Source organism: Paenibacillus hamazuiensis, from assembly GCF_023276405.1.
Classification (GTDB): domain Bacteria; phylum Bacillota; class Bacilli; order Paenibacillales; family NBRC-103111; genus Paenibacillus_AF; species Paenibacillus_AF hamazuiensis.
In genome coordinates this window covers 3717483-3742868 of record NZ_JALRMO010000001.1, presented here as the reverse complement: position 1 = coordinate 3742868, position 25386 = coordinate 3717483, and the positions used below count along the sequence as shown (strand labels likewise).

Annotated in this window: 19 protein-coding genes; 10 read left to right on the top strand and 9 right to left on the bottom strand. The window is 56.0% G+C overall.

All coding sequences use genetic code 11. From position 1 onward, the window contains the following. Window positions 1–30 precede the first annotated feature (30 nt). Window positions 31–1281, bottom strand: a complete 1251-nt coding sequence (locus tag MYS68_RS16510; RefSeq protein ID WP_248926885.1) for a winged helix-turn-helix domain-containing protein — start codon at window positions 1279–1281, stop codon at window positions 31–33. Between the two features lie 302 nt (window positions 1282–1583). Between MYS68_RS16510 and MYS68_RS16505 the strand changes: the two genes are divergently transcribed. After that, window positions 1584–3248: a family 14 glycosylhydrolase gene (locus MYS68_RS16505; RefSeq protein ID WP_248926884.1), complete on the top strand. Its 1665-nt coding sequence runs from the start codon at window positions 1584–1586 to the stop codon at window positions 3246–3248. Between the two features lie 251 nt (window positions 3249–3499). Here MYS68_RS16505 and MYS68_RS16500 read toward each other — a convergent pair whose 3' ends face one another. From MYS68_RS16500 to MYS68_RS16485, 4 genes are read right to left on the bottom strand one after another with little or no spacing between them, the layout of a single operon-like run. Further along, a complete protein-coding gene (locus MYS68_RS16500) occupies window positions 3500–4270 on the bottom strand; it encodes an IucA/IucC family C-terminal-domain containing protein (protein WP_248926883.1) in 771 nt (256 codons plus the stop codon). Window positions 4271–4284: 14 nt separating this feature from the next. Beyond that, window positions 4285–5115: an ABC transporter ATP-binding protein gene (locus tag MYS68_RS16495; protein WP_248926882.1), complete on the bottom strand. Its 831-nt coding sequence runs from the start codon at window positions 5113–5115 to the stop codon at window positions 4285–4287. A 38-nt stretch (window positions 5116–5153) separates the two neighbouring features. Then, window positions 5154–6191, bottom strand: a complete 1038-nt coding sequence (locus MYS68_RS16490; RefSeq protein WP_248926881.1) for a FecCD family ABC transporter permease — start codon at window positions 6189–6191, stop codon at window positions 5154–5156. Beyond that, complete coding sequence (locus MYS68_RS16485; protein ID WP_248926880.1) at window positions 6188–7198, bottom strand: FecCD family ABC transporter permease; 1011 nt, start codon at window positions 7196–7198, stop codon at window positions 6188–6190. Before MYS68_RS16485 ends, MYS68_RS16490 begins: the two co-directional genes overlap by 4 nt. Window positions 7199–7398: 200 nt before the next feature. Here MYS68_RS16485 and MYS68_RS16480 point away from each other — a divergent pair, with 200 nt between their 5' ends. Next, on the top strand, window positions 7399–8397 hold the full coding sequence (locus tag MYS68_RS16480; protein WP_248926879.1) for an ABC transporter substrate-binding protein: 999 nt from the start codon (window positions 7399–7401) through the stop codon (window positions 8395–8397). 257 nt (window positions 8398–8654) lie between these two features. Then, window positions 8655–9215, top strand: a complete 561-nt coding sequence (locus tag MYS68_RS16475; protein ID WP_248926878.1) for a DUF1697 domain-containing protein — start codon at window positions 8655–8657, stop codon at window positions 9213–9215. On the opposite strand, the gene MYS68_RS16470 is transcribed toward MYS68_RS16475, so the two are convergent. Then, window positions 9216–10109 carry a LysR family transcriptional regulator gene (locus MYS68_RS16470; RefSeq protein ID WP_248926877.1) on the bottom strand — a complete coding sequence of 298 codons (894 nt, stop codon included), beginning with the start codon at window positions 10107–10109 and terminating at the stop codon, window positions 9216–9218. A gap of 143 nt (window positions 10110–10252) precedes the next feature. Between MYS68_RS16470 and MYS68_RS16465 the strand changes: the two genes are divergently transcribed. After that, window positions 10253–11269, top strand: coding sequence for an alpha/beta fold hydrolase (locus MYS68_RS16465; protein ID WP_248926876.1), 1017 nt, complete (start codon window positions 10253–10255; stop codon window positions 11267–11269). A 138-nt stretch (window positions 11270–11407) separates the two neighbouring features. On the opposite strand, the gene MYS68_RS16460 is transcribed toward MYS68_RS16465, so the two are convergent. Continuing rightward, window positions 11408–12451, bottom strand: a complete 1044-nt coding sequence (locus MYS68_RS16460; protein WP_248926875.1) for a LacI family DNA-binding transcriptional regulator — start codon at window positions 12449–12451, stop codon at window positions 11408–11410. A gap of 159 nt (window positions 12452–12610) precedes the next feature. On the opposite strand from MYS68_RS16460, the gene MYS68_RS16455 reads away from it, so the two are divergent. The 3 genes from MYS68_RS16455 to MYS68_RS16445 all read left to right on the top strand — a co-directional run bounded on the left by MYS68_RS16455 (window position 12611) and on the right by MYS68_RS16445 (window position 17630). After that, a complete protein-coding gene (locus MYS68_RS16455) occupies window positions 12611–14014 on the top strand; it encodes an FAD-dependent oxidoreductase (RefSeq protein WP_248926874.1) in 1404 nt (467 codons plus the stop codon). Between the two features lie 141 nt (window positions 14015–14155). Beyond that, the gene (locus MYS68_RS16450; protein WP_248926873.1) at window positions 14156–15775 is read left to right on the top strand and encodes a response regulator; all 1620 of its coding nucleotides are present in this window, start codon (window positions 14156–14158) and stop codon (window positions 15773–15775) included. Window positions 15776–15788: 13 nt separating this feature from the next. Further along, on the top strand, window positions 15789–17630 hold the full coding sequence (locus MYS68_RS16445; RefSeq protein WP_248926872.1) for a sensor histidine kinase: 1842 nt from the start codon (window positions 15789–15791) through the stop codon (window positions 17628–17630). A gap of 1200 nt (window positions 17631–18830) precedes the next feature. Here the strand turns inward: MYS68_RS16445 and MYS68_RS16440 are convergent. Further along, entirely contained in the window at window positions 18831–21062 is a 2232-nt protein-coding gene (locus MYS68_RS16440) for a rhamnogalacturonan lyase (protein ID WP_338043579.1), read from the bottom strand. A 246-nt stretch (window positions 21063–21308) separates the two neighbouring features. On the opposite strand from MYS68_RS16440, the gene MYS68_RS16435 reads away from it, so the two are divergent. The 3 genes from MYS68_RS16435 to MYS68_RS16425 are packed head-to-tail and all read left to right on the top strand — an operon-like array spanning window position 21309 to window position 24745. After that, the gene (locus tag MYS68_RS16435) at window positions 21309–22274 is read left to right on the top strand and encodes an ABC transporter permease (RefSeq protein WP_420852126.1); all 966 of its coding nucleotides are present in this window, start codon (window positions 21309–21311) and stop codon (window positions 22272–22274) included. A gap of 12 nt (window positions 22275–22286) precedes the next feature. Beyond that, window positions 22287–23162, top strand: a complete 876-nt coding sequence (locus tag MYS68_RS16430; protein WP_248926871.1) for a carbohydrate ABC transporter permease — start codon at window positions 22287–22289, stop codon at window positions 23160–23162. Between the two features lie 44 nt (window positions 23163–23206). Further along, window positions 23207–24745 carry an extracellular solute-binding protein gene (locus MYS68_RS16425; protein ID WP_248926870.1) on the top strand — a complete coding sequence of 513 codons (1539 nt, stop codon included), beginning with the start codon at window positions 23207–23209 and terminating at the stop codon, window positions 24743–24745. A gap of 62 nt (window positions 24746–24807) precedes the next feature. Here MYS68_RS16425 and MYS68_RS16420 read toward each other — a convergent pair whose 3' ends face one another. Next, window positions 24808–25284, bottom strand: a complete 477-nt coding sequence (locus tag MYS68_RS16420; protein ID WP_248926869.1) for a CBO0543 family protein — start codon at window positions 25282–25284, stop codon at window positions 24808–24810. Window positions 25285–25386 lie beyond the last annotated feature (102 nt).

The window sequence follows — 25386 nt, the reverse complement described above, 5'->3', positions numbered from 1 at the left end:
GTTCCTGGCCGCGCCGGCGGCAAGCGGTACCTAACGGGTAAGGGGGCTCAGCCAGTCCAAACCGGACTGTTCCTCGCTCGTCAGCGGCTCTTCCAAACGAACGGATTTCGCGCCTGTGAAATGCATGAATTGCTCGAAGCATTCCCGCAGCAGGCCGAACAATCGCTCCGTTTTGGGGACCTCCGGTTCCCACCACCAGTTTTTAATGACGAGCTGCTTGTTCTTTTTGTCCATGCCGGGCTCGAAGCGGCCGACAAACCGGTCTTCGCACATGACCGGAAGCACATAGTAGCCGAATTGCCGCTCGGCGGCCGGCTTGTACACTTCCCAGCGGTAATCGAATGCGAACAGCAGCTTGATCAGCTTCCGGTCCCACAGCATATTATCCAGCGGTGCCAATACAAACGCGCGCGCCGGAACGTCGTCCTTCTTCCAGCGGATGACTTCCTGCAGAAGCGGGACATCCTCCGACCGGATGTAAAATGGGGGTTCTATTCCTTCCACCTGAACCTCAATCAATCTCCCCATGTCCTTCAGTCTTTGAAAAGCATCGTTTCGCACGCTGCTCTTCATGCCGGAAATGCCGAGCCAGGCGTCTCCCGACTTGTTCCAAAGCATCCCGATGGCGCCGACCCGGCGCAGGACGTACCATTCCCAGTATGAATCCTGGGACGGATTCGGATCCGGGGCCATAAGGCAATCCGCAGGCAGCAGCCGGCTTGCCAAATCGTAAACCTTCCGGGTCCGGGCTTTATGATGAATGAGCAAATCGCCTATGAAATACATGCTTTCAAGCACGGCGCGGGCCAAGCGGGTCGGCGCCCATGACCAATCGACCACTTCGTCGTATTCCAGATCCGCCGATGACAGCGGACCTTCCGCCTGCAATCTTTCCATGACTTGGGGAACGACTTTTTTTAAATGAGGCTTATCTTCCAGTCTGATTTTAGCCGCATTCCGGATTCTGCTGAAACAAGGCCAATCCTCCCGCAGGTAAATAGACATGTTTTTGTCCCATCCGTCGATCAGCTCCCGATCCTCGTATAGCAGCTCCTCAAGCATTTCCGGCCGAAAGCCGGGGACGCGGGACTGCAGCACCAATTGCTGATTATATCCGACGACATTAAGCGGGTCGAACTGCAGGCATCCAACCCGTCTTACAAATGCGAGTATTCCTTGCTTGCCCTCGAAGCGGCGATTCGTCAGCAAGCCTTGATAAGCCAAAATAAAATGTCTTGCCTGTTCGGCGGTCAATGTCAAAGAGGGATTGAAATGGCGCATCCGGAAGCTCCTTATTACAGCTTATCACACAAATGTTTGTAACACCCAGTATACACGAACGTACATTCTCATTCAACCTGTTTTTTTCGTGCGTGGTGATGCAGGGACATCACAATATTTTCCACCATTTTGAACAATACTTTGGGTAGCCTGCTAAGGCGCGGATTCATTATGATGTATTCGTAAGTGCTTACATCCGAATAAATGATGGATTGTGGGGTGATGCATCAAGTTTCTTGCCCGCATTCGACCGTTTCCTTTTTACGGTGGTTCGAGAAAAAATATCCCCAAGGAGGTTATTTATGTCCCATTCGTCCATGAACGTCACCAGGCGTCAGCCGCTTCTCAAACGCTGCTTCATTTCCGCTGTCTGCCTGATCCTCGCTTTGACTTTGCTGCTTACGCCGGGAGCCGCGTCAGCCTCTTCGATAAACAGCTCCTACAAGGCCTACGTCATGGCCCCGCTTACGAAAATTACGGATTGGAACGCCTTCAAAAACCAGTTGATCACGCTGAAAAACAACAACGTTTATGCCCTGACCACCGACGTTTGGTGGGGTGATGTCGAGAAGAACGCGGACAACCAGTTCGATTGGTCTTATTACAAAACGTACGCCGATACGGTGAGGGCTGCCGGATTGAAATGGGTTCCGATTCTGTCGACGCACCAATGCGGAGGCAATGTCGGGGATAACTGCAATGTACCGCTGCCTTCCTGGATATGGAGCAAGGGTACCCAGGATCAACTGACCCAGCGCAGCGAGACAGGCTATTACAATACCGAAACGCTGTCGCCATGGTGGAGCGGAACGGCTGTTCAGTACGACGAGCTGTACGCTTCGTTTGCCGCCAATTTCAGCGGATACAAGGACATCATTGCGAAAATTTACTTATCCGGCGGGCCGGCCGGCGAGCTGCGGTTCCCTTCCTATAACGGCAGCGACGGTTTTCAATATCCGGCCCGCGGCAAGCTTCAGGCGTACACGGAAACGGCGAAACAGGACTTCCGCAGCGCGATGCAAACGAAATACGGCACGATTTCCGCGGTGAACAGCGCCTGGGGAACGAGTTTGACCGCCTTTAGCCAGATCAGCCCGCCGACCGACGGCGACAATTTCTTTATTAACGGCTACAAAACGGCGTACGGCAAAGACTTTTTAACCTGGTACCAAGGCGTGTTAGAAAAACATGTGAAAGCAATTGCGGCCAAAGCGCATGCCCGTTTCGATTCCGTGTTCGGCGTTCCGATCGGGGCGAAGATTGCGGGTATTCATTGGCTCATGAACAGCCCGTCCATGCCGCATGCCGCCGAATACGGCGCCGGTTACTACAATTACAGCACGCTGCTCGACGCTTTCAAGGCCGCCGGTTTGGACCTCACCTTTACCTGCCTGGAAATGAATGACGATAACGCGTATGTTTCGCCGTATTACTCGGCTCCGAAATCGCTCGTCATTCAGGTAGCCAATCTGGCCAACCAAAAAGGCATTCGCCTCAACGGGGAAAACGCGCTGTCTATCGGTGACGTCGGCCAATACCAGAACGTGGCGGAAATGCTGTTCAACTACAATTTCAGCGGCTTTACGCTGCTGCGCATAGGCGACGTGGTCAATCCCGACGGCAGCAAAACGTCCAATCTCGATTATTTCCGCGATGCGATTGCGATGACTCCGATTCCGGTTACGTTTATCGTGAAAAATGCGCCGACCGCCAGCGGCGATTCCGTCTACATCACCGGCTCGCGTTGGGAGATGGGCAACTGGACAACCGGCTTGTATCCGTTCAAGCTGACCTATAACAGCGCTACCGCGGACTGGCGCGGCACCGCGTATATCGGAGCAAGCCGCTATTACGAATTCAAGGCGATAACGAAAACGTCCTCCGGCGCGCTGAAAGAGTGGGAGCCCGGCGACAACAACAAGTGGACCACTCCGACGGCGGGAACGACGTATACGATCAATTGGTAGGGGAAAGGAACTGAGATTCGCTAAATCGGGGAAAATGACGTGAGTTTCGGCAAAACTTGCAAATAACGCACCGGACTTCCTTTATTCGCGGCAAACTACTCGAAATGGGCATTTTAGCGCACTGCAGTTCCTTTATGAAACCGGAGGAGGCCGGAGGGAGCATAATCGGATCTAACCCGGCCACATGGCTAAGGGCACCCAGCGTCCCCATGGGGGGATGCCGGGTGCCCCATCGATTTTTAGGGGGGAGCTTACCCATGCACTTCCTTGTACCGCTGAACTCTCGCCTCGTCGGTCAAACCCGGACAAGTATAGCAATATTGGCCCTTGCCCGCACAGTAATTCAGGCAGCATTTGCTCCGCAGCATGATCTTGATGTCCGGATCGTCCGGAGCCTGGAAAACGGGAAACTCCGCCGTCAGCGGGTTGATAACGCAGCTGAAGCAGCTTCCGTCCGCACCGACCGTCAGCTGCGCGTAATCGGCCCAAAACGCTTGCAGCCGCTCCCCTTCCAATGTGCGCGTCCATTCTTTTTTCCAATAAGCGAGCAGATAGGACAAGGTCGCCCATAACGTCGTTTCCTGAATGCCCGTCAGCGCGATAATATGCCCGAACAACGGGATGGCGTTTTCGGTGTATAAGTGAGTCGCATATCGCCGTATTTTTTCATGCCGATCCAGCGCTGCGCCTGTCAGTTCCGGGTGCTCGAGAACCTTCAGGTGAAACCGCAGCGAGCCGCCGCCGCTAAGCTCCAGCTTCAGGTTGCCCGGCGATATGTTCAGCGCCGTTCCGAGGTGCAAATACGCATACACGGCACCGGCCAGCAGCGCACAATACCGCTTCACGAAAAGCGAGCCGGTCACGACGTCGCGGGTCGAACCGACGACTCCGGAGAACTTTTCCAGCAGCCGGGCCACGTCCTCCCTGGAGCTCACATCGTAATAGTCGGTATCGGATGGAAGCGCGCCGGTGCGTATATGGAATTTTTCATGCAAATTCAGGTCGAGGGGCATCATCAGCATGCGGAACGACTCCCTTAGGCTAAAATTTGTTCAAGCTCGGGACTGGCGCCGGCGGCAATCTTTCTTCCTTTTCCGTGCGGGATGCAAAGAGGCGACCCGAACAGCGGATCCGGAATGACCTGGCAATCGAGCTCGAATACGTCGCGGATGAGCTGCTGCGTCACCACTTCCTCCGGCTTGCCCTGGGCGTAAACGGCGCCGTTTTTGATGGCGACCAGATGGTGGGCGTAACGGCACGCCAGATTGATGTCGTGCAGCACCATAACGATGGTGCGCCGCTGCTTCGCGTTCAGCTCGAACAGCAGATCCAATACTTCGATTTGGTGGGTCAAATCGAGATATGTCGTCGGCTCGTCAAGCAAAATCGTGCCCGTATCCTGCGCCAGCGTCATCGCGATCCAGGCGCGCTGCCGCTGACCGCCCGACAAAGAGTCGACCGTCCGCTCGGCAAGCGCCGTTAGACGTGTCGCTTCCAATGCGGAGCGGACCGCGTGCTCATCCTCCTGCGACCACTGCTGCAGCCAGCTTTGGTACGGATAACGCCCTTGCTTCACGAGCTGAAGCACGGTCAAGCCTTCCGGGGCGACAGGCCCTTGCGGCAGGATGGCGAGTTTTTTGGCCACCTCCTTGGTCGGCAGTGTGGCGATGCTTTGTCCGTCGAGAATGACGCTCCCCGTATGGGGCTTCAGCAGCCTTGCGATCGAGCGGAGCAAAGTCGATTTGCCGCAGCCGTTGCTGCCGATGAAAACGGTAATTTGGTTGTCCGGCAGCGTCAGGTTCAGGTTTTCAAAAATAACGGCGTTGCCGTAGGATAATCCGAGCTGTTTGGTTTCGAGCGAAGACATGGCGTTCCCTCTTTTCATCCGTGTTCGGTCGTTGGTTTTTATGTCCTTTGTTGCCGGTACAGCAAGTAAACGAAAAATGGCGCTCCGATCGCCGCGGTAAAAACGCCGGCGGGAATGTCGAGCGGCGCGAACGCCGATCGCGCCACCAAATCGGCGAGCAATAAGATGAGCGAGCCGCACAAGGCGCCGACCGGCAGCACGCCGCCGAACGCCGGTCCGACCAATTTGCGGGCGAGGTGCGGAGCCATCAGACCGATGAAGCCGATCGCCCCGCCGATCGATACGGCAGCGCCGGCAAGGCCGACACTGAGCAGCAAAAGCAGCGCTCGCTGGCCCTGGATGCGGCCGCCGAGCCCTGTGCCGACATCGTCGCCGAGCTCCTGCAGATTGACGTTCCGGGCCTGCAGCAATGTAAGGGGCAGCAGCACGGCAACCCAGGGGAGCAGAGTGATCACATCTTTTTCCCAGGATACCCCGTAGATGCTTCCGGTCATAAAAGTAAGCGATTTGGCGGCAAGTACGAGCGGCCCCGAAATCAGCAGCATATACGTGACGGCGCTGAGCGCCGAAGCGAAGCCGATGCCGATCAGCACGAGCCGCAGCGGGGAAACGCCGCGCTTCCAGGCGAACGTGTAAATGATCGCCGTAATGGCAAGGGCGCCGATGATGGCGCAAAGCGGCAGCAGGTCGATCGGCGCTTTGCCGGCTCCGAAGAAAAAGAAGCTGACCGCGCCGAGCACGGCGCCTCCGGTAATCCCGACCGTGTCCGGCGACGCGAGCGGATTGCGGATCATGCCCTGCAGCACCGCGCCGGCAACCGCAAGCGACGAGCCGACGAGAAGCGCCGTGACGATGCGCGGCAGGCGCAGCTTGAAAATGATCATCGCATTCGTATCGGTGCCGCCGCCAAGCAGCGTTTTGACCACATCGAGCGGATGGATGAACACGCTGCCGATTCCCGTGCTGATGACGGCAACGGCCGCATTCGCAGCGAGCAGCAGCAGGGTGATCCCGATGACCTTTTTGCTGACCAGGTATGAAAAAGCGCGTCCCCGGAAGGTTGAATATTTGCTCATCGGCTTACCCCTCCTCTGGCCAAATAAACGAAGAAGGGAACGCCGATCAGCGCGGTCATGACGCCCACCGGCACTTCCTTGGGCATGGCGATGAAGCGGGAGCCGAGATCGGCGGTAACGAGCAAAAGGCCGCCAAGGACGGCACAGTAAGGCAGCAGCCAGCGATGGTCGCTGCCGACCAAATATCTCGCCGCATGCGGAACGATGATGCCGACGAAGGCGATCGGGCCGGCGACGGCCACCGAGCTGCCGGCAAGCAGCACGATGACGAGCGCGGCTGCGCCTTTGACAAGCGCGGTGCGCTGCCCGAGCCCTTTCGCGACGTCGTCGCCGAGCGCCAGCGCGTTCATCTGCCCGGAGAGCAGCAGCGCGCATATCAGGCCGGCGGCGATGTAAGGAAAGACCGAGACGAGCATCTGCACGTCCCGACCGGCGACCGAGCCGACCAGCCAGTACAATACCTGGTCGAACATTTTGCCGCTCGACAGCAGGATGCCCTGCGTGAGCGAAGCGAAAAATGCGGTGACGGCGGCACCGGCCAGCGTCACCTTGACGGGGGTCATGCCGTCGCGGCCGACCGACCCGAGGATGTAAACGAGCAGCGCGCCGAAGGCCGCACCGCTGAGCGCAACCCAGGTGAACGAGCGCAGCCCGTTCACCTCGAAATACGACGCAGCCACGACGATGAAGAATGCCGCGCCCGCGTTGATGCCAAGCAGGCTCGGCGAAGCGAGCGGATTGCGCGTGACCGCCTGCATGAGCGCGCCGGCCACGGCCAGGCTCGCGCCGACGCAGGCGGCGATCAGCGCCCGCGGCACCCGGGCGGTGCGGATGATCAGATGTTCGTTCGAGCCGTTGAATGCCGTATACGATTCGATGATGCGGGATAACGGGATATCCGTAACGCCGAAGATGATGCTGCAGGCGACCGAGACGGCGAACAGGGCGGCCAATGCGATCAGTCCGAACGATTTATGGCGGATAAAAGCGGTAGAAGGATTTGGCATAAGATCTTCCTGTCTATGAAGTAAGAAAAAGTTCGATTTGTTTAACATTTTAGGAGAAATTTCGCGGTTCGTCAATGAGTTTGAAAATCATTATCATTTAATGATTGACAATCTCCCTCCGTAAAAGGTATATTACTTCATGGAATGATAATCATTATCACTTCGAATGTATACAGAAAATGGCGGAGGGGTTTTTTTACATGATGAATCAGGCATTACATAATTGGAAGCGCACGTCGCTGTGGGCGATCGTCTGCCTGCTGGCGATTTCTTTGTTGTCGGGATGCGGCCGAGCGGCCGAACCAACACCGGCTCAGCAGGGCGGCAAAACGGAAGGAGCGGCTGCGTCGAACGACGCCGTGCGCAAAATCAAACACGCGATGGGCGAAACGGAGATTAAGGGTACGCCTCAGCGGGTCGTCATTTTGACGAACGAGGGCACCGAAGCGCTGCTGGCGCTCGGCGTCAAGCCGGTCGGGGCCGTGAGATCATGGACGGGCAACCCTTGGTATGAGCATATCAAAAACGACATGAACGGAGTAACGATGGTCGGCGAAGAGAGCCAGCCGAACATGGAGCTGATCGCCAGCCTCAAACCCGATCTGATTATCGGCAACAAATTGCGGAACGAGAAAATTTACGAGCAGCTCAAGGCAATTGCGCCTACGATCGAATCGGAGACGCTGCGCGGCGAGTGGAAAACGAACTTCCGTTTGTATGCCGAAGCGCTGAACAAGCAAGCCGAAGGTGAAAAGATCATCGCCGACTTTGACAAGCGTATCGCCGATTTCCGTTCGAAAGCCGGCGACAAGCTGAAGGAGACCGTATCGGTCGTCCGTTTCATGGCCGGCAAAACGCGGATTTACTATTCCGACACGTTTACGGGCGTTATTTTCAAGGAGATCGGTATCGCGCGTCCGGCTACGAAAAGCAAGGAAACGTTCGCCGATGAGATTACAAAGGAACGTCTTCCGGAGGTCGACGCGGACCGGCTGTTCTACTTCACGTACGAGACTGGCGACAGCAAGGCGAGCAAGACGGAGGAAGAATGGATCAACGATCCGCTGTGGAAAAATCTCAATGTCGTAAAAAACGGCAAAGCGATCAAGGTGGACGATGCGATCTGGAATACGGCCGGCGGCGTAAGAGCGGCCAACCTGCTGCTCGACCAGCTGTATAAGATTTACGATATCAAGTAATTCCGGCAAGCGGCGGTTCCTTTATACCCAGAATAATCAGGCGGCAATGAAAACAACAGAGCGATGGCGGAACTTTTTCGTTCCCTGTCGCTCTGTTTCTTGTTTTTACATGGAGACAGTCAGCTCCTCTGGCCGATTCCGCCGGGCCGGATGACGCATTTTTACTATACTCCCTGTTAGCGTTATATTATAATCATCCAGGTAAAATAAAGCCGAATCCGGCCGAACGGAGCGGCATGCGGAAAGCGGGGATCCACATGGCAATTTACATCGCATTGCTGCGGGGCATCAATGTAGGCGGCAAAAATAAAATCAAGATGGCCGAACTTAAGGCGGCGCTTGAAAACATCGGACTGGCCCGCGTGCAAACGTACATACAAAGCGGGAATGTCCTTTTTGAATCGGAGGATGACGAGCTCGCTTTGCGCAGGCGAATAGAGCAGGAGATTGCGACGGTGTTCGGGATTACGCTGACGGTGGTTATGCGGACGGCCGAGGAACTGGCGAAGATTATCGCGGGCTGCCCTTTCCCGGAATCGCTCTTGGCGGAGGCGGCCGCCACTTGCCAAGGAGAGAGCTTTTATGTGGCTACGCTGCCGGAAGCTCCCCCTGTTACCGGAATCGAGAAGCTGGCAGGCGCGAATAATGGGGACGATTTATACCATATCGAGGGCCGCGATGTATACCTGCTGTTCAGGCACAGCATCCGTGATTCCAAACTTGCCGTTAATATTCAGAAGCTAGGTGTCCCGGCGACCGTGCGGAACTGGAATACGATGAACAAACTTGTCCAGTTGGCTGCCGGGATGAAACATTGATCACTTCTGCATCGCTAACATTTCTCGCGCCGTATCCAGAAATGCGGCGATTGCGGGCGAAAGCCATTTTTCCTTGTGCCAAAGCATTTGCGTGACGATGTGAAGATCGGGCATTTCCCACGGAAGCACGGCCAGATCTCCCCGTTCCAGCTCCGCGGCGGCAGAGATTTCGGGAAGGAAAGCGATTCCTATTCCGGCCATCGCGCACTGCTTGATCGCTTCCGCGCTGCCGAATTCCAACGTTTCCATGCTGTCGATCCCTTCCTTCAGCAGCATCCGGTCGAACAACGTGCGGTAGGTGCAGCCTTTTTCGTTTACCAAAAACATTTCGTTGCGAAAGTGCTCCGGAAGCAGTTTGTTTACCTGAAGCGAAGGGTGATTCGGAGCGGCAAAAAGGCGAAACGGTTCGGCGATGAGCGGTTCGCTTGATATGCCGGTCGAACGAAGCGGTTCATCCAGCAAAAAAACGACGTCCGTTTTTCCGTCGCAAAGACTTTGCTTCAGATAGTCGCTCGGAAACGGACGAAACAGGAGGCGCACCCCGGGAAACTGCTCGCGGAAACGGCGGAACAGGGCAGGGAGCCGGTATGCGCACAGCACTTCGTTGGCGCTTACCGTCACGGTACCGGTCAAACGGCCGTCATCGCTCAAGCGTTCTTTCGCTTCGTCCAACAAGTTCAAAGCCTGCTCGGCGTACCCGAGAAACCTTTTGCCGGCGTCGGTAAGTACCAGCTGTTTGCCAAGCCGGTCGATCAGACGTACTCCGAGCTCCTCCTCCAGCGCCTGCATTTGCATCGATACATTCGAGGGAACGTAATTCAATGCATCGGCGGCGCGGCTGAAGTTTAGCGTCGAGGCGACGGTCCGGAAGGTGACAAGTTGGCGAAGATCCATTCGGTATCACTTCACTTTCAAAGATTTTGAACCATATGATCAATTATGATTAATTTTTCTGACGACCTCTCTATTATACAATGAAAACACGAAAAAATCGTGCGCACGGTTGCTTCGAATTTCATTTTGAAGAGGGAATGGCGATGGACTACGAAATTTATGAATTGGGCGAGGTTGCGCTCCAGTCGGGCGTGCTCCTGCCGGACGTTATTTTGGCGTACAAAACCTATGGCAAACTGAACGACGATAAAAGCAATGCGATCGTATACCCTACGGCATTGGCGGATCAGCATTACCAGAACGAATGGCTGATCGGCCCCGGAAAAGCGCTGGATCCGGAACGTTATTTTATCATCGTTCCGAACCTGCTGGGCAACGGCCTGTCGACGTCTCCGAGCAATGCCAGGCCTCCTTTTGACAGGGCCCGATTTCCTCATGTGACCGTATTCGATAATGTCCGTCTGCAGCATCGGCTCGTGACGGAAAAGTTCGGCATAAGGAAAATTGCTCTGGTGACAGGTTGGTCGATGGGCGCCATGCAGGCTTTCCAATGGGGCGCAGGTTATCCGGAAATGGTCGAGAGATTGGCTCCGTTTGCCGGAACTGCAAAAACGTGGCCTCATACTTACGTATTTCTGGAGGGCGTCAAGGCACCTTTATTGGCGGACGCCGCTTGGCATGGCGGAGATTACGGCGAGCCGCCGGCAAGCGGTTTGCGGGCGGTGGGACGCGTCTATGCCGGTTGGGGTTTGTCTCCGGCATTTTACCGCGAGGAGCTTTACTGTCAATTAGGCTACCGGACACTCGAGGATTTTCTCGCCGGATTCTGGGATCGAAACTTTGCCGGCGTCGATGCGAATAACTTGCTTGCGATGCTGCGGACGGGGCAGCATGCCGATATCAGCGCCAATCCTGTCTACAACGGCGACTTCGCAAAAGCTCTCGGCAGCATCAAGGCGCGTACGTTGGTGATGCCGGTGAGCAGCGATATGTATTTCCATACGGAAGAAAGCGAGTTTGAAGCGAAATGTATACCGGATGCCGCTTTCGTGCCGATCGAATCAAACTGGGGACATTTTGCCGGCCGCGGCATCAGCCCGGACGATTCGAAGTTCATTGACGATCAGCTTAAGCGATTGCTTATGAGCGAAGTCCGGTGATTCGGGCCTGAAGGAGCGGAAGAAGCCGGTGCTGTTCGCTACGGCCATTTCCCCGCGGGCTGCAGCCTTATCTTGCGAAGCCGGACGGCATCATCTTGTTATATGATGCCGTTTCGTGTGATTCATGGTGGCCTCGCGTTATTCCTCCGGCCGTGTCATTGTCGTACCGCCTGCATGGAAACCGCCTTGGATGCGGATGTGCTCGTAGGGCAAGGTCGGGTTGGCGATCCGCCACAGCATCCGGTCCGCCGCGCGGTAGCCGGTCTCGCGGATCGGCAGCAGCGGGCGGGTCAGCCCGGGCAGCTCCTCGCTGCGCTCGTTGAGGAAGCCGATGAACGATACGTCTTCCGGAATGCGCAGCCCAAGCTCCGCACACAACCGGTAGACCGGAGGCACCTCGCCATTGATGCCGCAAATAATCGCATCGGGGTTCTCGCGCTTGATCAGCTCCCGCAGCTCGTCCAGCCAGTTTGTTTGCGCGCTTCGCGGGCCGGTCGAATGGGCGGTCGCATCGACCTCGCACCCGAACTCGCCCATCGCGTGGCAGAACGCCTGCCAGCGCAGGAAAAAGCCGCGCTGCACGTGAATGTCCCCGACATACATGATCCGTCTGTGCCCTGTTTGCCGCAAATGGGCGACGGACTGCCACGTCGCCTCGTAAACGTCCCAGATGACGCTGTCGAGCTTTGTCCCGGGCGGCGGGAAGCTGAGCAGTATGCGCGGCATGGACAGGCTGAACAACGGCCGCTCCCAAGCTTGCGGCACGATGCTCGGAGCGATGAAAATGCCGTCGGCGAACTCCATGCCGCTGTGCTCGATCCATTCGGGCATGGCGGCTTCTTTGATGTTTTTCGGCAGCAGCAGCGTATCGATTTGATGGCCGAAGGCCGCGAAGCGCGCGTGCAGCCCTTCGAGCAGCAGACGGTTGTAATCGACCGATTCCTCGGTCTGCACGAGCAAAAAACGGCTTCGCCCGTTCGGATACGGAGCGATATGCTCCGCCTTCAGGCTGCGTATTTGCTCCATCGTGTAGTAGCCGAGCCGTTCGGCCGTTTGCGCGACGAGCCGCCGCGTCGCCTCGGACATGCCGGGTTTGCCTTTGAGCGCCTTCGATACCGTTTGTACGGTGAGGCCGAGCTCTTTCGCTATCGTTTTCAACGTAACCGCCTTGCGGACCGGCATTCCCGCCGCCTCCTCTCCATTCCGTTTACGATAACTGCCTTCATCGTATCACGTTCGCCTTTTTAGTTAAACAAAAATGAAACTGGAGCCGCAGAGCCAGCCTTCTATAATGAAGGTGAAGAGGCGAAATGTTTGAGAAAAACGAAGGAGGCGTCAACTATGGAAAAAGCGACGGTGATGATTCCGCAGCAGCAGCTGCCGGTATCGTATACCCCCGATGTCGTGGTCGTCGGAGGCGGGGCATCCGGTGTTGCCGCGGCTATTGCGGCTGCGCGGAACGGAGCGGATACGCTGCTGATCGAGCAAAGAGGGTACTTGGGAGGCATGGGCACGGCTGCGCTCGTCCCGGCTTTTTGCCCTTATACGGACGGGGAAAAACCGGTTATCCGCGGCATCGGGCTGGAGCTTCTGGAAAAGATGAAGCTGGCTTCAGGAGGCTGGTTCCTGGGCAGATATAAGGAGAAGCTCGACTGGGTACCGATCGACGTGGAAACGCTTAAACGCATGTACGACGAAGAGGTGCTGGCGAGCGGCGCGAAAATTCTGTTCCATACGTTTGCGGATCAGGTGCTGCTTGAAGGCGACCGTATTGCAGGCATTGTCATCAGCAACAAAACCGGTCGTTCGGTCGTACAGGCGAAGCTGTACATCGATGCCTCGGGCGATGCGGATTTGGCGGCGCTGGCGGGAGTGCCGTTCCACGTCGGCGGAGAGCAGGGCGAGCTGCAGCCGGGAACGATGTGTTATCTCGTGACTGGGGCCGACAAGCAGCGGTTCGATCAATTCCTTCAGGAGACAGGACAAGGCGGCCAGCTGGAAAAAACGGTCGTGGAAGCGCAGCAAAACGGCGATTTGCCGGAAGGACGAAAACGGATCTCGGGCGTCGCCTGGATTTCCGATACGGTGGCGGGCTTCAACTTCGGCCATATTTTCGGCATCGACGGGACGAAGGCGGAAGATTTGTCCCGGGCCGCTATCGAAGGGCGGAAGCTGATCGACCGGCAAATCCGGTTTTTGCGCAAATATGTGCCCGGCTTTGAGAACGTACACTTGATCCATTCCGGCGATCAAATCGGCATACGGGAGACGCGCCGCATAGTCGGGGATTATACGCTGGTTGTCGAAGATTTTTTGTCGATGCGGACGTTTGCGGACGATATTGCGCGGAATTCGTATTTCATCGATATTCATTTGGCGAACGCTGGCAGCACGATGGTCATCAAGCACCTGCCGAAAGGACAGTCGCACGGCGTTCCTTACCGCTGCATGCTCCCGCAGGGCCGCTCCAACCTGATCGTCGCCGGCCGCTCCGTCTCGTCCGACCGTCCGGTGCAGGGCTCGCTGCGCGTCATGCCGAACTGCTTCGCCATGGGGCAGGCGGCCGGTACGGCGGCGGCGATGCTGAGCGGAACCGGCGGCGGCTTCCGCGATATTTCGGTGCCGCAGCTGCAGCGCAGGCTGATTGAGCAGGGGGCATGGCTCGGCGAGCATCCGGGTCAAGCATCGGAGGTGGCGGCGGCGGTCGTTTCCGGTGCCGTTCAATACGACAGCGAGAACCATTAGGATGCGGCTTCGGCATCGTACCATATAAGCCAAGCTTGCCGTTATGCGGCTGCTTGGCTTTTCCTGCCTTAATTTTCTGCGCGGCAATACGCGGTTATCTTGTATAATTGAAAAAAGCGGTTACAAGGAGGCGGATGGCCGATGTACAAGCTGATCATAGTGGACGACGAGCCGACGGTCCGTTACGGGCTGCGCCATTATCTGGATTGGAGCGAATTCGGCATCGCGGTTGCCGGGGAAGCGGATGATGGGGATACGGGCCTCGAGGAGGTCCGGCGGATTCGCCCGGACATCGTGCTGACGGATGTACGCATGCTGAACATGGACGGCATAACGATGGCGTCGGAAATCCGTGCGAGCTTTCCGCAAACGAAAATTGTGTTCGTCAGCGGTCACGATGACGCGGAATATTTGAAATCGGCACTGCAGGTCGATGCCGTGGATTATATTTTCAAACCTGTCAACATGCAGGAGCTGCGGGCGGTGATCGAGCGGGTCGTCGGCACGCTGCAGGAGGAAGAGAGGCAGCGGGCGCTCGTCAGCGACATGCAGGTCAAGCTGACGCAAAGTATGCCGCTATTGCGCGAGAAGTTTCTTATGTCCGTCATCCGGGACGGCATAGCGCAGCCGGAGCGGGTGCAGGAGAGGTTGCAGTTTCTCGGGCTCGAGCTCCCGCCGGAAGCGGCTTATTGGGTCATCGTCGTTCGTATCGACGACAGCGCCGATATCGTGGAGACTCGCTCGGAGCGGGACCGGCAGCTCTTGTCCTATGCGGTGCTCAACGTGTGCCAGGAGCTGATCGACCGGCATATGAGCGGGTACGCATTCGAGCATCAAAACGGCGAATATGTCGGCATTTTGCGCAAGGACGATGCGCTCGAGCATCCGGAGGACATGCTGTTCGTGCTGGCCGAAGACATTCGCGGCAATTTGCAAAAATGGCTCAAGCTCAGCGTAACGATCGGCATCGGCGAGCAGGCGCCGCGGTTGTCCGCTCTGCCTGCCTCTTACGGCCAGGCGAAGGAAGCGGCCGATCATAAATGGTATCTCGGCAAAAACCGGATCATCACGATGGACAGCCTGAAGCAGGACGAAGAGCACCCTAACCGGTTCGATCAGGCCGCAAGCGACCGGCTGCTGTCCGCGCTGAAGGCGGCGGATCCCGGGCTGTTGTCGGAGCAGCTTGGCGAGTTGTTCGTACAGCTCGCGAAAAACCGCCGGGACGGCTTCCGTTATGCGCGCAACGCCGGGCTGCAAATCATTTTGCTGTCGAACCGGCTGCTGCTGGAGCTGAACGTGCGGTGCCCCAGCATCGAGGATGGGGAGAACGAACTGCTTGACCGCGTATTCCGGCTCGAAACGATCGACGATTTGCACAGATTGCTTGAATCGCATCTGGTTCAAGTATGCGGGCAAATCCGCGAGAAGCGCAGCGGCAAATCGCGCAACGTGATCGAGCGGATCCGGGCTGTCATGGATACTCGCTATGCGGAAAACATCACGGTGGCGGATATAGCGGAAAGCGTCTACTTGAGCCCGACATATGTCAGCCTCCTGTTCAAGCAGGAGACGGGCGAGACGGTGTACGAATATTTGACGAAGGTGCGCATCGAGAAAGCGAAGGAGCTGCTGCGTGACCCGAGCCGCAAATTTTACGAGGTATCCGAGGCGGTAGGTTATTCCGATCCGAGCCATTTCAGCAAAATTTTCAAAAAACACACAGGTTTCACCCCGAGCACTTACCGCGATCAAGTCATTTGAAGGGGGATGCCGAATGAGGCCGTTTTTCCGAAGAAGCTTCCGCCATCTGCTGATGCTTGCCCAAGGCTTCGCAGCGGCGAGGTATTGGCTTTTGGCCTATGTGCTCATCATTTTGCTTCCCTCGCTTGCGGTGCTTTATTTTTACCAGCAGCGGACGACGGCATGGCTTGAGGAAGAAGTGACCCGCAGCATGCTGCAAACGATCAAGCAAACTGGAATCAACCTGACGGGCCAGCTGGGCAGGATTCAGGAGATTTCCAACGCGCTGTTTATGAACCCGAACCTGTATGCCTATATAAAAGCTGCCGACAGCAGCGATCCGCTCACGAACCTGAAAAATTTCCGACCCCTGATCGACAGCGCGCAGGCCAACGACAACATTTTCCGGGTGCGGGTGTTTATGGACGATTCGAACTTGTATTCGGGCGAAAAAATCAACTTTTTCCCGCTGAGCAGCGTGCTGAGCCGTCCGTGGTACGCACGCGTGGTGGAAGCAGGGGGGTCGATCGTCTGGTCAGGCGCGTATTTGGAGCATTACATCGACCGCGACGACACTTATGTGATTTCGAGTGCCCGCATGCTGCGGGATCCGGACAATTTTGACCGGATGTTGGGATTGCTTGTGATCGATGTGAAGGAGCAAGCCGTTCTCGACATTATGACCGAGGTAAAGCTGTCCGGTGAAAACCGTGTCTATATTGTCGACGCGGACGGCACCATCGTTACCCATGCGGACAGAGCGCTGATCGGTCAAAAGGGGATTGCCCCCGGGGTAGAGCAGACGATCCGCTCCACGCAGGAGGGCATCGTGAAAACGATGTCCGGGTTGGACGCGACCTATACGATATTTACGACGATCCGTTCCACCGGGTGGAAGCTGCTTGCCGAGGTGCCGGCGGACGATATTTCGCGGCAGGCGCTCAAGCTGAACCGATTCTCCGGCGCGGCCACGCTGCTGGGCGTATCGGTGCTGTTCCTGCTGCTCGTCTTCCTGCTGCTGGCGTTTATCATCCGCAGCATGAACCGGCGGGTGCAGCTTGTCATCCGGGCCATTCGCCGGGAGGGCATCGAGCATCTGGACGAACGTCACGCTGCGGCCGACGGCGGAATCAATGTGCTGGAGCGAAGCGTCGACCACCTGATCGTCAAGGTGCGGGAGATGATGGAGGAGGCGTACCGGTCGAAAATGCAGGAGCGGGAAGCCCAGCTGCGCGCGCTGCAGGCGCAAATCAACCCGCATTTTTTGTACAATACGCTCGATACGATCAACTGGATCGCCGTAGGTCGGGGCGCGCATGACATCAGTCAAATGATCGACGCCTTGGCGAAATATTTCCGGCTCAGCCTGAACAAAGGCAAGGATACGGTCAGCGTAGAGGACGAGCTGAATTTGGCGAAAGTGTATTTGGAGATTCAGCTGAGCCGTTTTCCGCACAGCTTTGAGTTTACGGTCGAGGCGGATCCGCGGGTATACGCCTTCTTCATGCCCAAGCTGACGCTGCAGCCGATCGTGGAAAATGCGCTGCTGCACGGAATCCGCAAGGCGAAGCGGAAAAACGGCCTCATCCGCATTGAGGCCCGGCTGGACGAACAGGAGCAGGAGCTGGTTCTGTCCGTCGCCGATAACGGCGCAGGCATGGACGACGAGACGGCGGCGCGGCTCCTGACCGAACCGCAGCCCTCCGCACGCTCCGACGGCTCAGGCAGCTCATACGGCCTGTTTAACGTGAATGAACGGATCAAGCTGTTCTCGGGCGAAAACGGCGGCGTGTCGGTCCGCTCCGCGCCCGGCGAAGGCACAACCGTGACCGTTCGCCTGAAAGCGACGGATAAGACACCCGAGGCCGCAGGATAGCAGTCGGTACGTTTTCCAGTCGTCAGTCAGCCGCAGGTTTTGTGCACGTACCTATTCCCAGCATCATCGCTCCAAACGCGGGCAAGAGGCACGCACTTGCTCTCAGCATCACCGCTTCAAAGCAAAGATGCCCGGCAAACGCGAACCATCGGTGTGCATTCCCTCCAAGGCAGACCGAATGAACTAGTAGAGCGATCCTGAATTAACATTACTATCTAGTGACACGGACATCCTTGCCGCTATTGCCGTCATATGCATGGACCGCGAATGCAGCAAACGGTAATTCCGGTTCCGGATTTGGTTTTATCTACGATTCTACGTGCGGATTATGTATGAAAAATCGTATAAAAGTTACGCAAGGATCGATAAACAAAACATTATGCATGAAAAATCATATACATTCATGCCATAGGACGGTAAAATCGAGCTAGATATAAATTTTCTTTTTGCGTCAGATTCAACTATTGTATTCGAAATATCACATAAAATAACGAATGGACCGAGTCAATAAGATTACACCATAACAGAATCATTATGGTTGTAATATTTTTAGATCATTTTACTATATAGGAACTGTTATCTGCTAAAGTAAGAGTTTTTAACATAGCGGAACCCACGTTCGCTATTTTCGGATAAATAGGCAAATTGAAAAATATAGAGGAACTGAGATGCGCTAAATCGGTGAAAAATGGAAAATGTATCGGGCAAACAGGCAAATAGATCACCTGAGTTCCGCTATTTTTCAAAAACATCGGAAACCGAACTACTTAGCGAACTATAGTTCCGCTATGGTCCCGGATAACCTGACAATATTGCGTAGCATCAACGGTCCCCCCCTTTGGCGAGGGAGTTTGGCGGAACCGATCCGGGAAAAGTAAAGCGTGGCTGCACGCTATTTTGCACAAGCAAAATGCGTGCAGCCAAACGCGAGCAAGAGGCACGCAGCCGCTCTCGGCATCACTGCTCCAAAAGCAAAGCGTGCCGGGCATGTGATTTTTTACCCGAAGGTAAAAAATCCATGCCCGGCAAACGCGAACTAGCAGCAAACATTCCCTCTACCGGGTGGGTCCAGGGCGCCCGAGCGCCTGGGGTCCCCCTTGCAGGGGGATTTAGGGGGTGGACCTCCCTGGTTTAGGGTATGGACCCCTCTGATTTAGGGGGTATGGACCCCTCTGATTTAGGGAGGCCCAGCTTCTGCCCTCAGTGGATCACCCTGACCGTATCGCTGCCGATAAACCGCTGCCCGCTGCGAAGCGTTCCGGTTACGGTCAGCGGCACTTCGCCGGATTGGCCGGCAAGCGCCTCGATGAGCTTCTCGCGGTCGAATTTAACGGCGATATCGTTCGCTCCGTTGCCGTCCTGTTCGCCGGCCGAGACTGGGGAGAGCTGTGCAGGCAGCGTCCCGCCGCCGTAAACGCTCATGCTCACGGTGGAGGCGCTAAAGTCGGCGGCGTTAAAATCCGTCGGCAGCCCAATGTAGGCGGTCACCGAATTTTTGCCGCCTTTGCTTTTCAGATTCAGCGTATCCGGCTGCACATCGACGGAAGCCGGCATCGTCACATAGATGGAAGGCCTGGGCGGAGCGCTCATTCCGTCGCCGATGTAGAAGCCGGGGTGAGGCGGCTGGTTATAAGCGATGTTTTGCCAGGCAACGCCGAGCCGATAGACCGGATCGTGCATCAGCGTGTAGATGCGCGTATCGGTAACGGCCGTTGTCGTGTAAATGCGCAGGGCGGAGCTGTCCGCCGTCCGCCAAACCGCCTCTTCCCGCCAGTCTCCGAACAGGTCGGCCTGCAGCGACGGGGTTGCCTTGGTGCCGTTATTCGAGGCGGCGCCATCGGCGGTTAATAGATTGACCATTTTCGAATTCGTATAATCCCATTTATCGATCCGGATATCGTCAAGCAGCTCGCGCAGCAAGTCACCGTCCCACCAAATGCCGAAGTTGACCGATGGGATCGTGCTGCTGATTTTCGTTCCGTCCACGGAATAAAGTCCGACTCCAGAGGTCGCCCATACTTCCTCCCCTTTATATCTCGGGTCGATGTCGGCGGACATGCCGCGGCCCGTATCCTTGGTGCCATTGGCTCTCCACTGGATGCTGCCGGTCCCGGCATCCCATACGGCAGCGCCGTACGGGCTCGATTCCATCACTTTGAACACCTCGAGTCCGGGTCTGTCCGGGTTGAGGTCTCCGACGTGGAGGGCGTCGCCGTGTCCCACTCCGGTCGTGTACAACCCCTTGCCGTTGTCGTCGACCGTCATTCCGCCGAAGATGATTTCATCTTTGCCGTCCCCGTCGACATCCGCCACGCTCAGGTTGTGGTTGCCCTGTCCGGCATAACCGGAATTGCCCGGGTCCTTGCTGTCGAATCTCCATACCTGGCTGAGCTGCCGGTCGCGCCAATTGTAGGCGGCGAGCACCGTCCTCGTATAGTACCCGCGCGACATGACGAGGCTTGGACGCTGCCCGTCAAGATAAGCGATGCAGGCGAGGAAGCGATCGACCCGGTTCCCGTAGTTGTCCCCCCAATCCGTTATGCTGCCGCGGGGCGGATCGTACTGCGTCGTGGCCAGCTCTTTGCCTGTGGCTCCTTCGAAAATCGTAAGATATTCCGGTCCGGAAAGTACGCGGCCCTTGGTATTCCGGTAGTCGGCAGCAGGATCGCCGATCACCTTGCCGGTTCCGTCCGTTGTGCCGTCGGCGGTTTTCATCGCGACCTCGGCTTTGCCGTCTCCGTCCAGATCATAGACGAGAAACTGCGTATAGTGGGCTCCGGCCCGTATATTTTTGCCCATCGCGATTCTCCACAGAAGCGTTCCGTCCATTTTGTAAGCATCGACGAATACTTCTCCGGTATAGCCGTCCTGCGAGTTATCCTTGGAATTGGAAGGATCCCATTTCAAAATAATTTCATACGTGCCGTCGCCGTCCACATCTCCGACGCTGGCATCGTTGGCGTTGTACGTGTAGCTGACGCCGTCCGGGGTAACCCCGCCGTCCGGTTTTTTCAGGGGCACCGACAAGTAATTCGCCCCCCACACGGAGACGGCTTCCGAGTCCGGATGCTCTTTGCCGTTCACCACCGCACGCACGGTGTACGTCGAGTCGGCACTTCCCGCTTCATCCAAAAAGTTCGTGCCGGACGTGATGGGCTGAGCATTGGCCTTCGCACCGCTGCGGTACACGTTAAACGCGATGTCCGCCGGATCGGTCCCGAGCAGCCGCCAGCTGACGAACACGCCGCCGTCCGTTTTCACGGCCACCGGCCCGCGGGTCAAATATTCCATTTGCCGCAGCGGAGCGGAGATGCCGCCGGTCTGCGCCGCCGAAGCCGCCGGTTGTGCCGGAAGTCCGGGGGCCGCCAGCGCAAGGCAGGTCAGTGCGGCGACACCCGTTTTTCGAAGCGTGCCTTTGAATGCTTTGAACATAAGTTAGCCTCCTTTTATTATGAAATCAAGGTTAATGTAAGCGATTTCAGACTTTCCATCAATTGGATTTTTTTGATTATGCTGATTTCCGCACCTTGTACTTTCTTGAGCGTATCGTATTTTTTTGGCGTTGGCGTATCATTCGGATAACTCCATAGGATTCCACCTGAAATAAAAGTTTTACCATCTACTGCGGGGCGCCGCATTGCGGCTATAATTGGCTTACAACGAGCGGAGGTGGTAGCGATGGAAACGACAACGGCGAATGTGAAGCAGCAACCGGCACATCCGGACTTCGCCGCTAAATCCGAATCAAAATGGAAGCTGATCGTCAAAAATTACGAAATGTACGTGCTGCTGCTGCCGGGTCTGGTCTTTTTGCTGCTGTTCAAGTACACCCCGATGTACGGCATCCTGATTGCATTTCAGGATTTCAATATTTTCGACGGGATCAGCGGAAGCAAATGGGTCGGACTCGAGCAGTTCCGCAAGCTGGTTTACTCGGACGAGTTCGTTCAAGTATTTATAAATACGCTGCTCATCAGCTTGTACAAAATCGTCCTGCTGTTTCCGATTCCCATTATCGTGGCGCTGCTGCTGAACGAAGTGAAGCGCATGCTGTTCAAACGGACGGTGCAGACGATCATTTATCTGCCGCACTTTTTATCGTGGGTGATCATCTCGGGACTTTTTATCAACATCCTTTCGCCGTCCGGCGGGCTGGTCAATCAGATCCTGCAGTGGATCGGGCTCGATCCCGTATCGTTTTTGCTCGACAACCGCTACTTCCGCAGCGTGGTCGTTTTCACGGCCGGCTGGAAGGAGGTCGGCTGGAATGCGATCATCTTCATCGCGGCGATCGCCGGCATCGAGCAGGAGCAGTATGAGGCGGCGGCGATCGACGGGGCGGGACGCCTCAAGCAGATGTGGCACATTACGCTGCCGGGCATTTTGCCGACGATCGTGCTTGTGTTCATCCTGCGGATCGGCCATTTGCTGGATGCGGGCACCGAGCAAATTTTGACGATGTACAACCCGGTCGTGTACCAGACGGGGGACGTCATCGGAACGTACGTGTACCGCGTCGGCCTCGGCAAAATGGATTACAGCTTCAGCACCGCAGTCGGGCTGTTCAACTCGGTGGTCGGATTTTTGCTGATCATTCTGGGCAACACGCTGAGCAGGAAGCTGCTGAAGCGGAGCATCTGGTAGGAGGGACGAACCATGAAATCAACAAGCTTAAGCGACCGCTGCATCGATCTGTTCTCCTACACCGTATTGACGGCGATGGCATTAGCCACGCTGCTGCCGTTCGCCAACGTGCTGTCCAAATCGGTCAGCGAGGAATGGGCGGTCGTTTCCGGCAAGGTCGGCATTTTTCCGATTGGCTTTCAGCTGGATACGATGCAGTATGTCATCACGTCCAGCCAGTTCGTTCGCTCCTTCGCCGTCTCGGCGGGCATAACCGCAGTTGGCACACTGCTATCGATTCTGCTGACCGCCATAAGCGCTTACCCGCTTTCCAAACGGCATTTGCCCGGCGTCGGCGCGATCCTTGTGCTGTACATTTTCACGATGATGTTTAACGGGGGCATTATCCCGAATTACCTGCTCATTCGCAGCCTGGGACTGATTAACAGCTTGTGGTCGCTTATTTTGCCGGTCATGATCAGCGTGTTCAACCTGCTTGTGATCAAAAGCTACTTCGAAAGCTTGCCGGAGGCGCTGGAGGATTCGGCGAAAATGGACGGAGCCAGGACGTTCACGATTTTGTTCCGCATTATTCTGCCGCTCAGCGGCCCGGTGATCGCGACGATCGCGCTGTTTTACGCCGTATACTTCTGGAACGATTTCTTCAATCCGATGCTGTACATCAGCGACCCGAGCCTGAAGCCGCTGCAGCTGTATTTGCGGGATATCGTAATGGATGCGGACTCCTCGTCGGCGATCACCAAAAGCGTCGACGATATGATGAACGTATCCGGAGAAGGGGTGCGGGCCGCCACCGTTATCGCGTCAACCGTTCCGATCGTGCTTGTGTATCCGTTCCTGCAAAAATATTTCATCAAAGGCGTATTGATCGGCTCGGTCAAAGGATGAAGTTTTCTTTAACTATATAAAAACAACTGTTTAGGAGGGTCTCTATGAACAAGAAGAAATGGCTTGTGTTATCCGTCGCTGCGCTTGCGCTGACTTCCGCCGCCTGCTCTTCCAAAGATGCGGGAAGCGGCGCCCAGGCTCCGTCCGGAGGAACTTCCGCGGCCGGCAATGCCAATGCCCCGAAGCCTCAGCTCAAATCGCTGCAGATTTGGCAAAAGGATGACTACAACACGTATCCGGTCGCCAAGGTGCTGGAGGAGAGAACCGGCTACAAGGTGCAGTACGACATGCTGCCGCAGGACAAACCGCAGGATAAGCTGAACCTGCTGATCGCCTCGGCCGAGCCGTACGACGCGATTACGACGGGTGGGGGCAGCGATTTTAAAGCGCTGTATGCGGACTATGCAAAAAAAGGGGCGCTCACCGATCTGACGCCGCTCATCGACAAATTCGGGCCGAACATCAAAGCCAGCATTTCGCAGGCGACTTTTGACGCGGCCAAGGTGGACGGAAAAATATACGCGATCCCGACCAGAACGATCGAATTCGGCGGTACGAGCCTGATGATCCGCACCGATTGGCTGGAAAAGCTGAACCTGAAAATGCCGACCACGCTGGATGAGTTCGCTCAAGTTTTGAAAGCGTTTAAAGAGAAAGATCCCGGAGGCAACGGCGACAAAAATGCTCCGCTTACGATCAGAGGCGACTCGCCGTTCGTCGAAAATATCGTCGGAGCTTTCGGCATGCCCAACTCCTGGAACGATACGGGAGGCAAGCTGACGCCCCGTCTGCTTGATCCGGCTTATAAGGAATATGTTGCGTTTATGACCGACCTGTTCAAGCAAGGGCTGCTTGACAAGGAGTTCAGCGTCAACAAGGATGCGACGATGAAAGAGAAGTTTACGAGCGGCCGGGCCGGAGTTATCCCGCTCCACTGGGCGGACGTGCCGACCGTCATCGATGCGCTGAAGAAAAACCAGCCGGACGCCAAATACGCCTACATCCCGGCGCTGAAAGGCAAGGACGGCAAGATGGGCTTGTCCGTGAACGGAGGCTTCGACCGGATCACCTTTATTCCGAAAGCGTCCAAGCACGCGGAGGACGCGGTCAAATGGATGAACGCCAAGCTCGATAAAGATACGTTTAAACTGATGGCGATCGGCGAGGAAGGCAAACACTATACCTACAAGGACGGCTCCTATACTCCGATTTTGCCGATCTTTACCGACGAGCGCAATCAGGCGAACAACTTCCTGATGGGGGTTGACGAGAAAAACTATCCGGTCTATTGGCAGGCGCGCGTGCGCAAGGATCCCCGGCTGTTCGAAGCATGGGAGTATTTGAACGTGAAGCAGCCGGCGAATACGCGGGTGATTGACCCTTTGGCGTTCTCCCCGTATTTGGCGGAGTATTCCAAAAACAATCAGTCCCTGGGCACGATGATGGGCGAATACACGGTCAAGCTCATTTTTGGGGCGGAACAGATTTCCGGTTATGACGCTTTCGTGCAGAAATACAAGGCGAGCGGCGGCGATGCCAGCTATAAAGAAGTGAACGATTGGTATGCGACGGTGAAAAAGTAATAAAAGGCAGCTCTCCAACGGGCTGAAGCGGCATCCTTCCTCGACACTGGGGGAAGGATGCCTTATTTTGCCCCAAGTTTATCCTTGTAGAACCACATATAAAAGCGATGGGAGAGTCCGAAGGTCAACAACAGCGTAATCCAGGTGTAAAAGCCGTTCCAATGGATGTATTCGATCAAATCGGTATATTTTTCTATCAACATCTCGACTGCTGTCATGCAGGACGGCCATATCAAATACCATCCGACTTTGTGGGGCAGCGGCTTGCCGCTTGGAAAATGCAGAACGAACGCGACGCAGGTTGCCGGATAAATAAAGTATTCAAAGGCGAAGCTCGTCCTGATGGCGTATGCAAATTCCCGCACCGGGTAGTCGATCAGCTTTAATTCGACAACGATAATGCCGAACAACCAAGTGACCGCATGCTTGAACATAAATATGACGATGGCTTCCCGGATTTTATCACGGGGAGTGAAAAACAATAGGAGACAGGCGGCAGTCGCCCAGGAGGCAATTAAAACGATACGGTCTGCGAGCATTTGTCGGGCTCCCCGAAATTGTAGGATGACATCTATAATTCCCCATTCCGCTATGCGGCAAACGTATCGGGCGCTTGCAAAGGGCATCATTCCGGATTATGC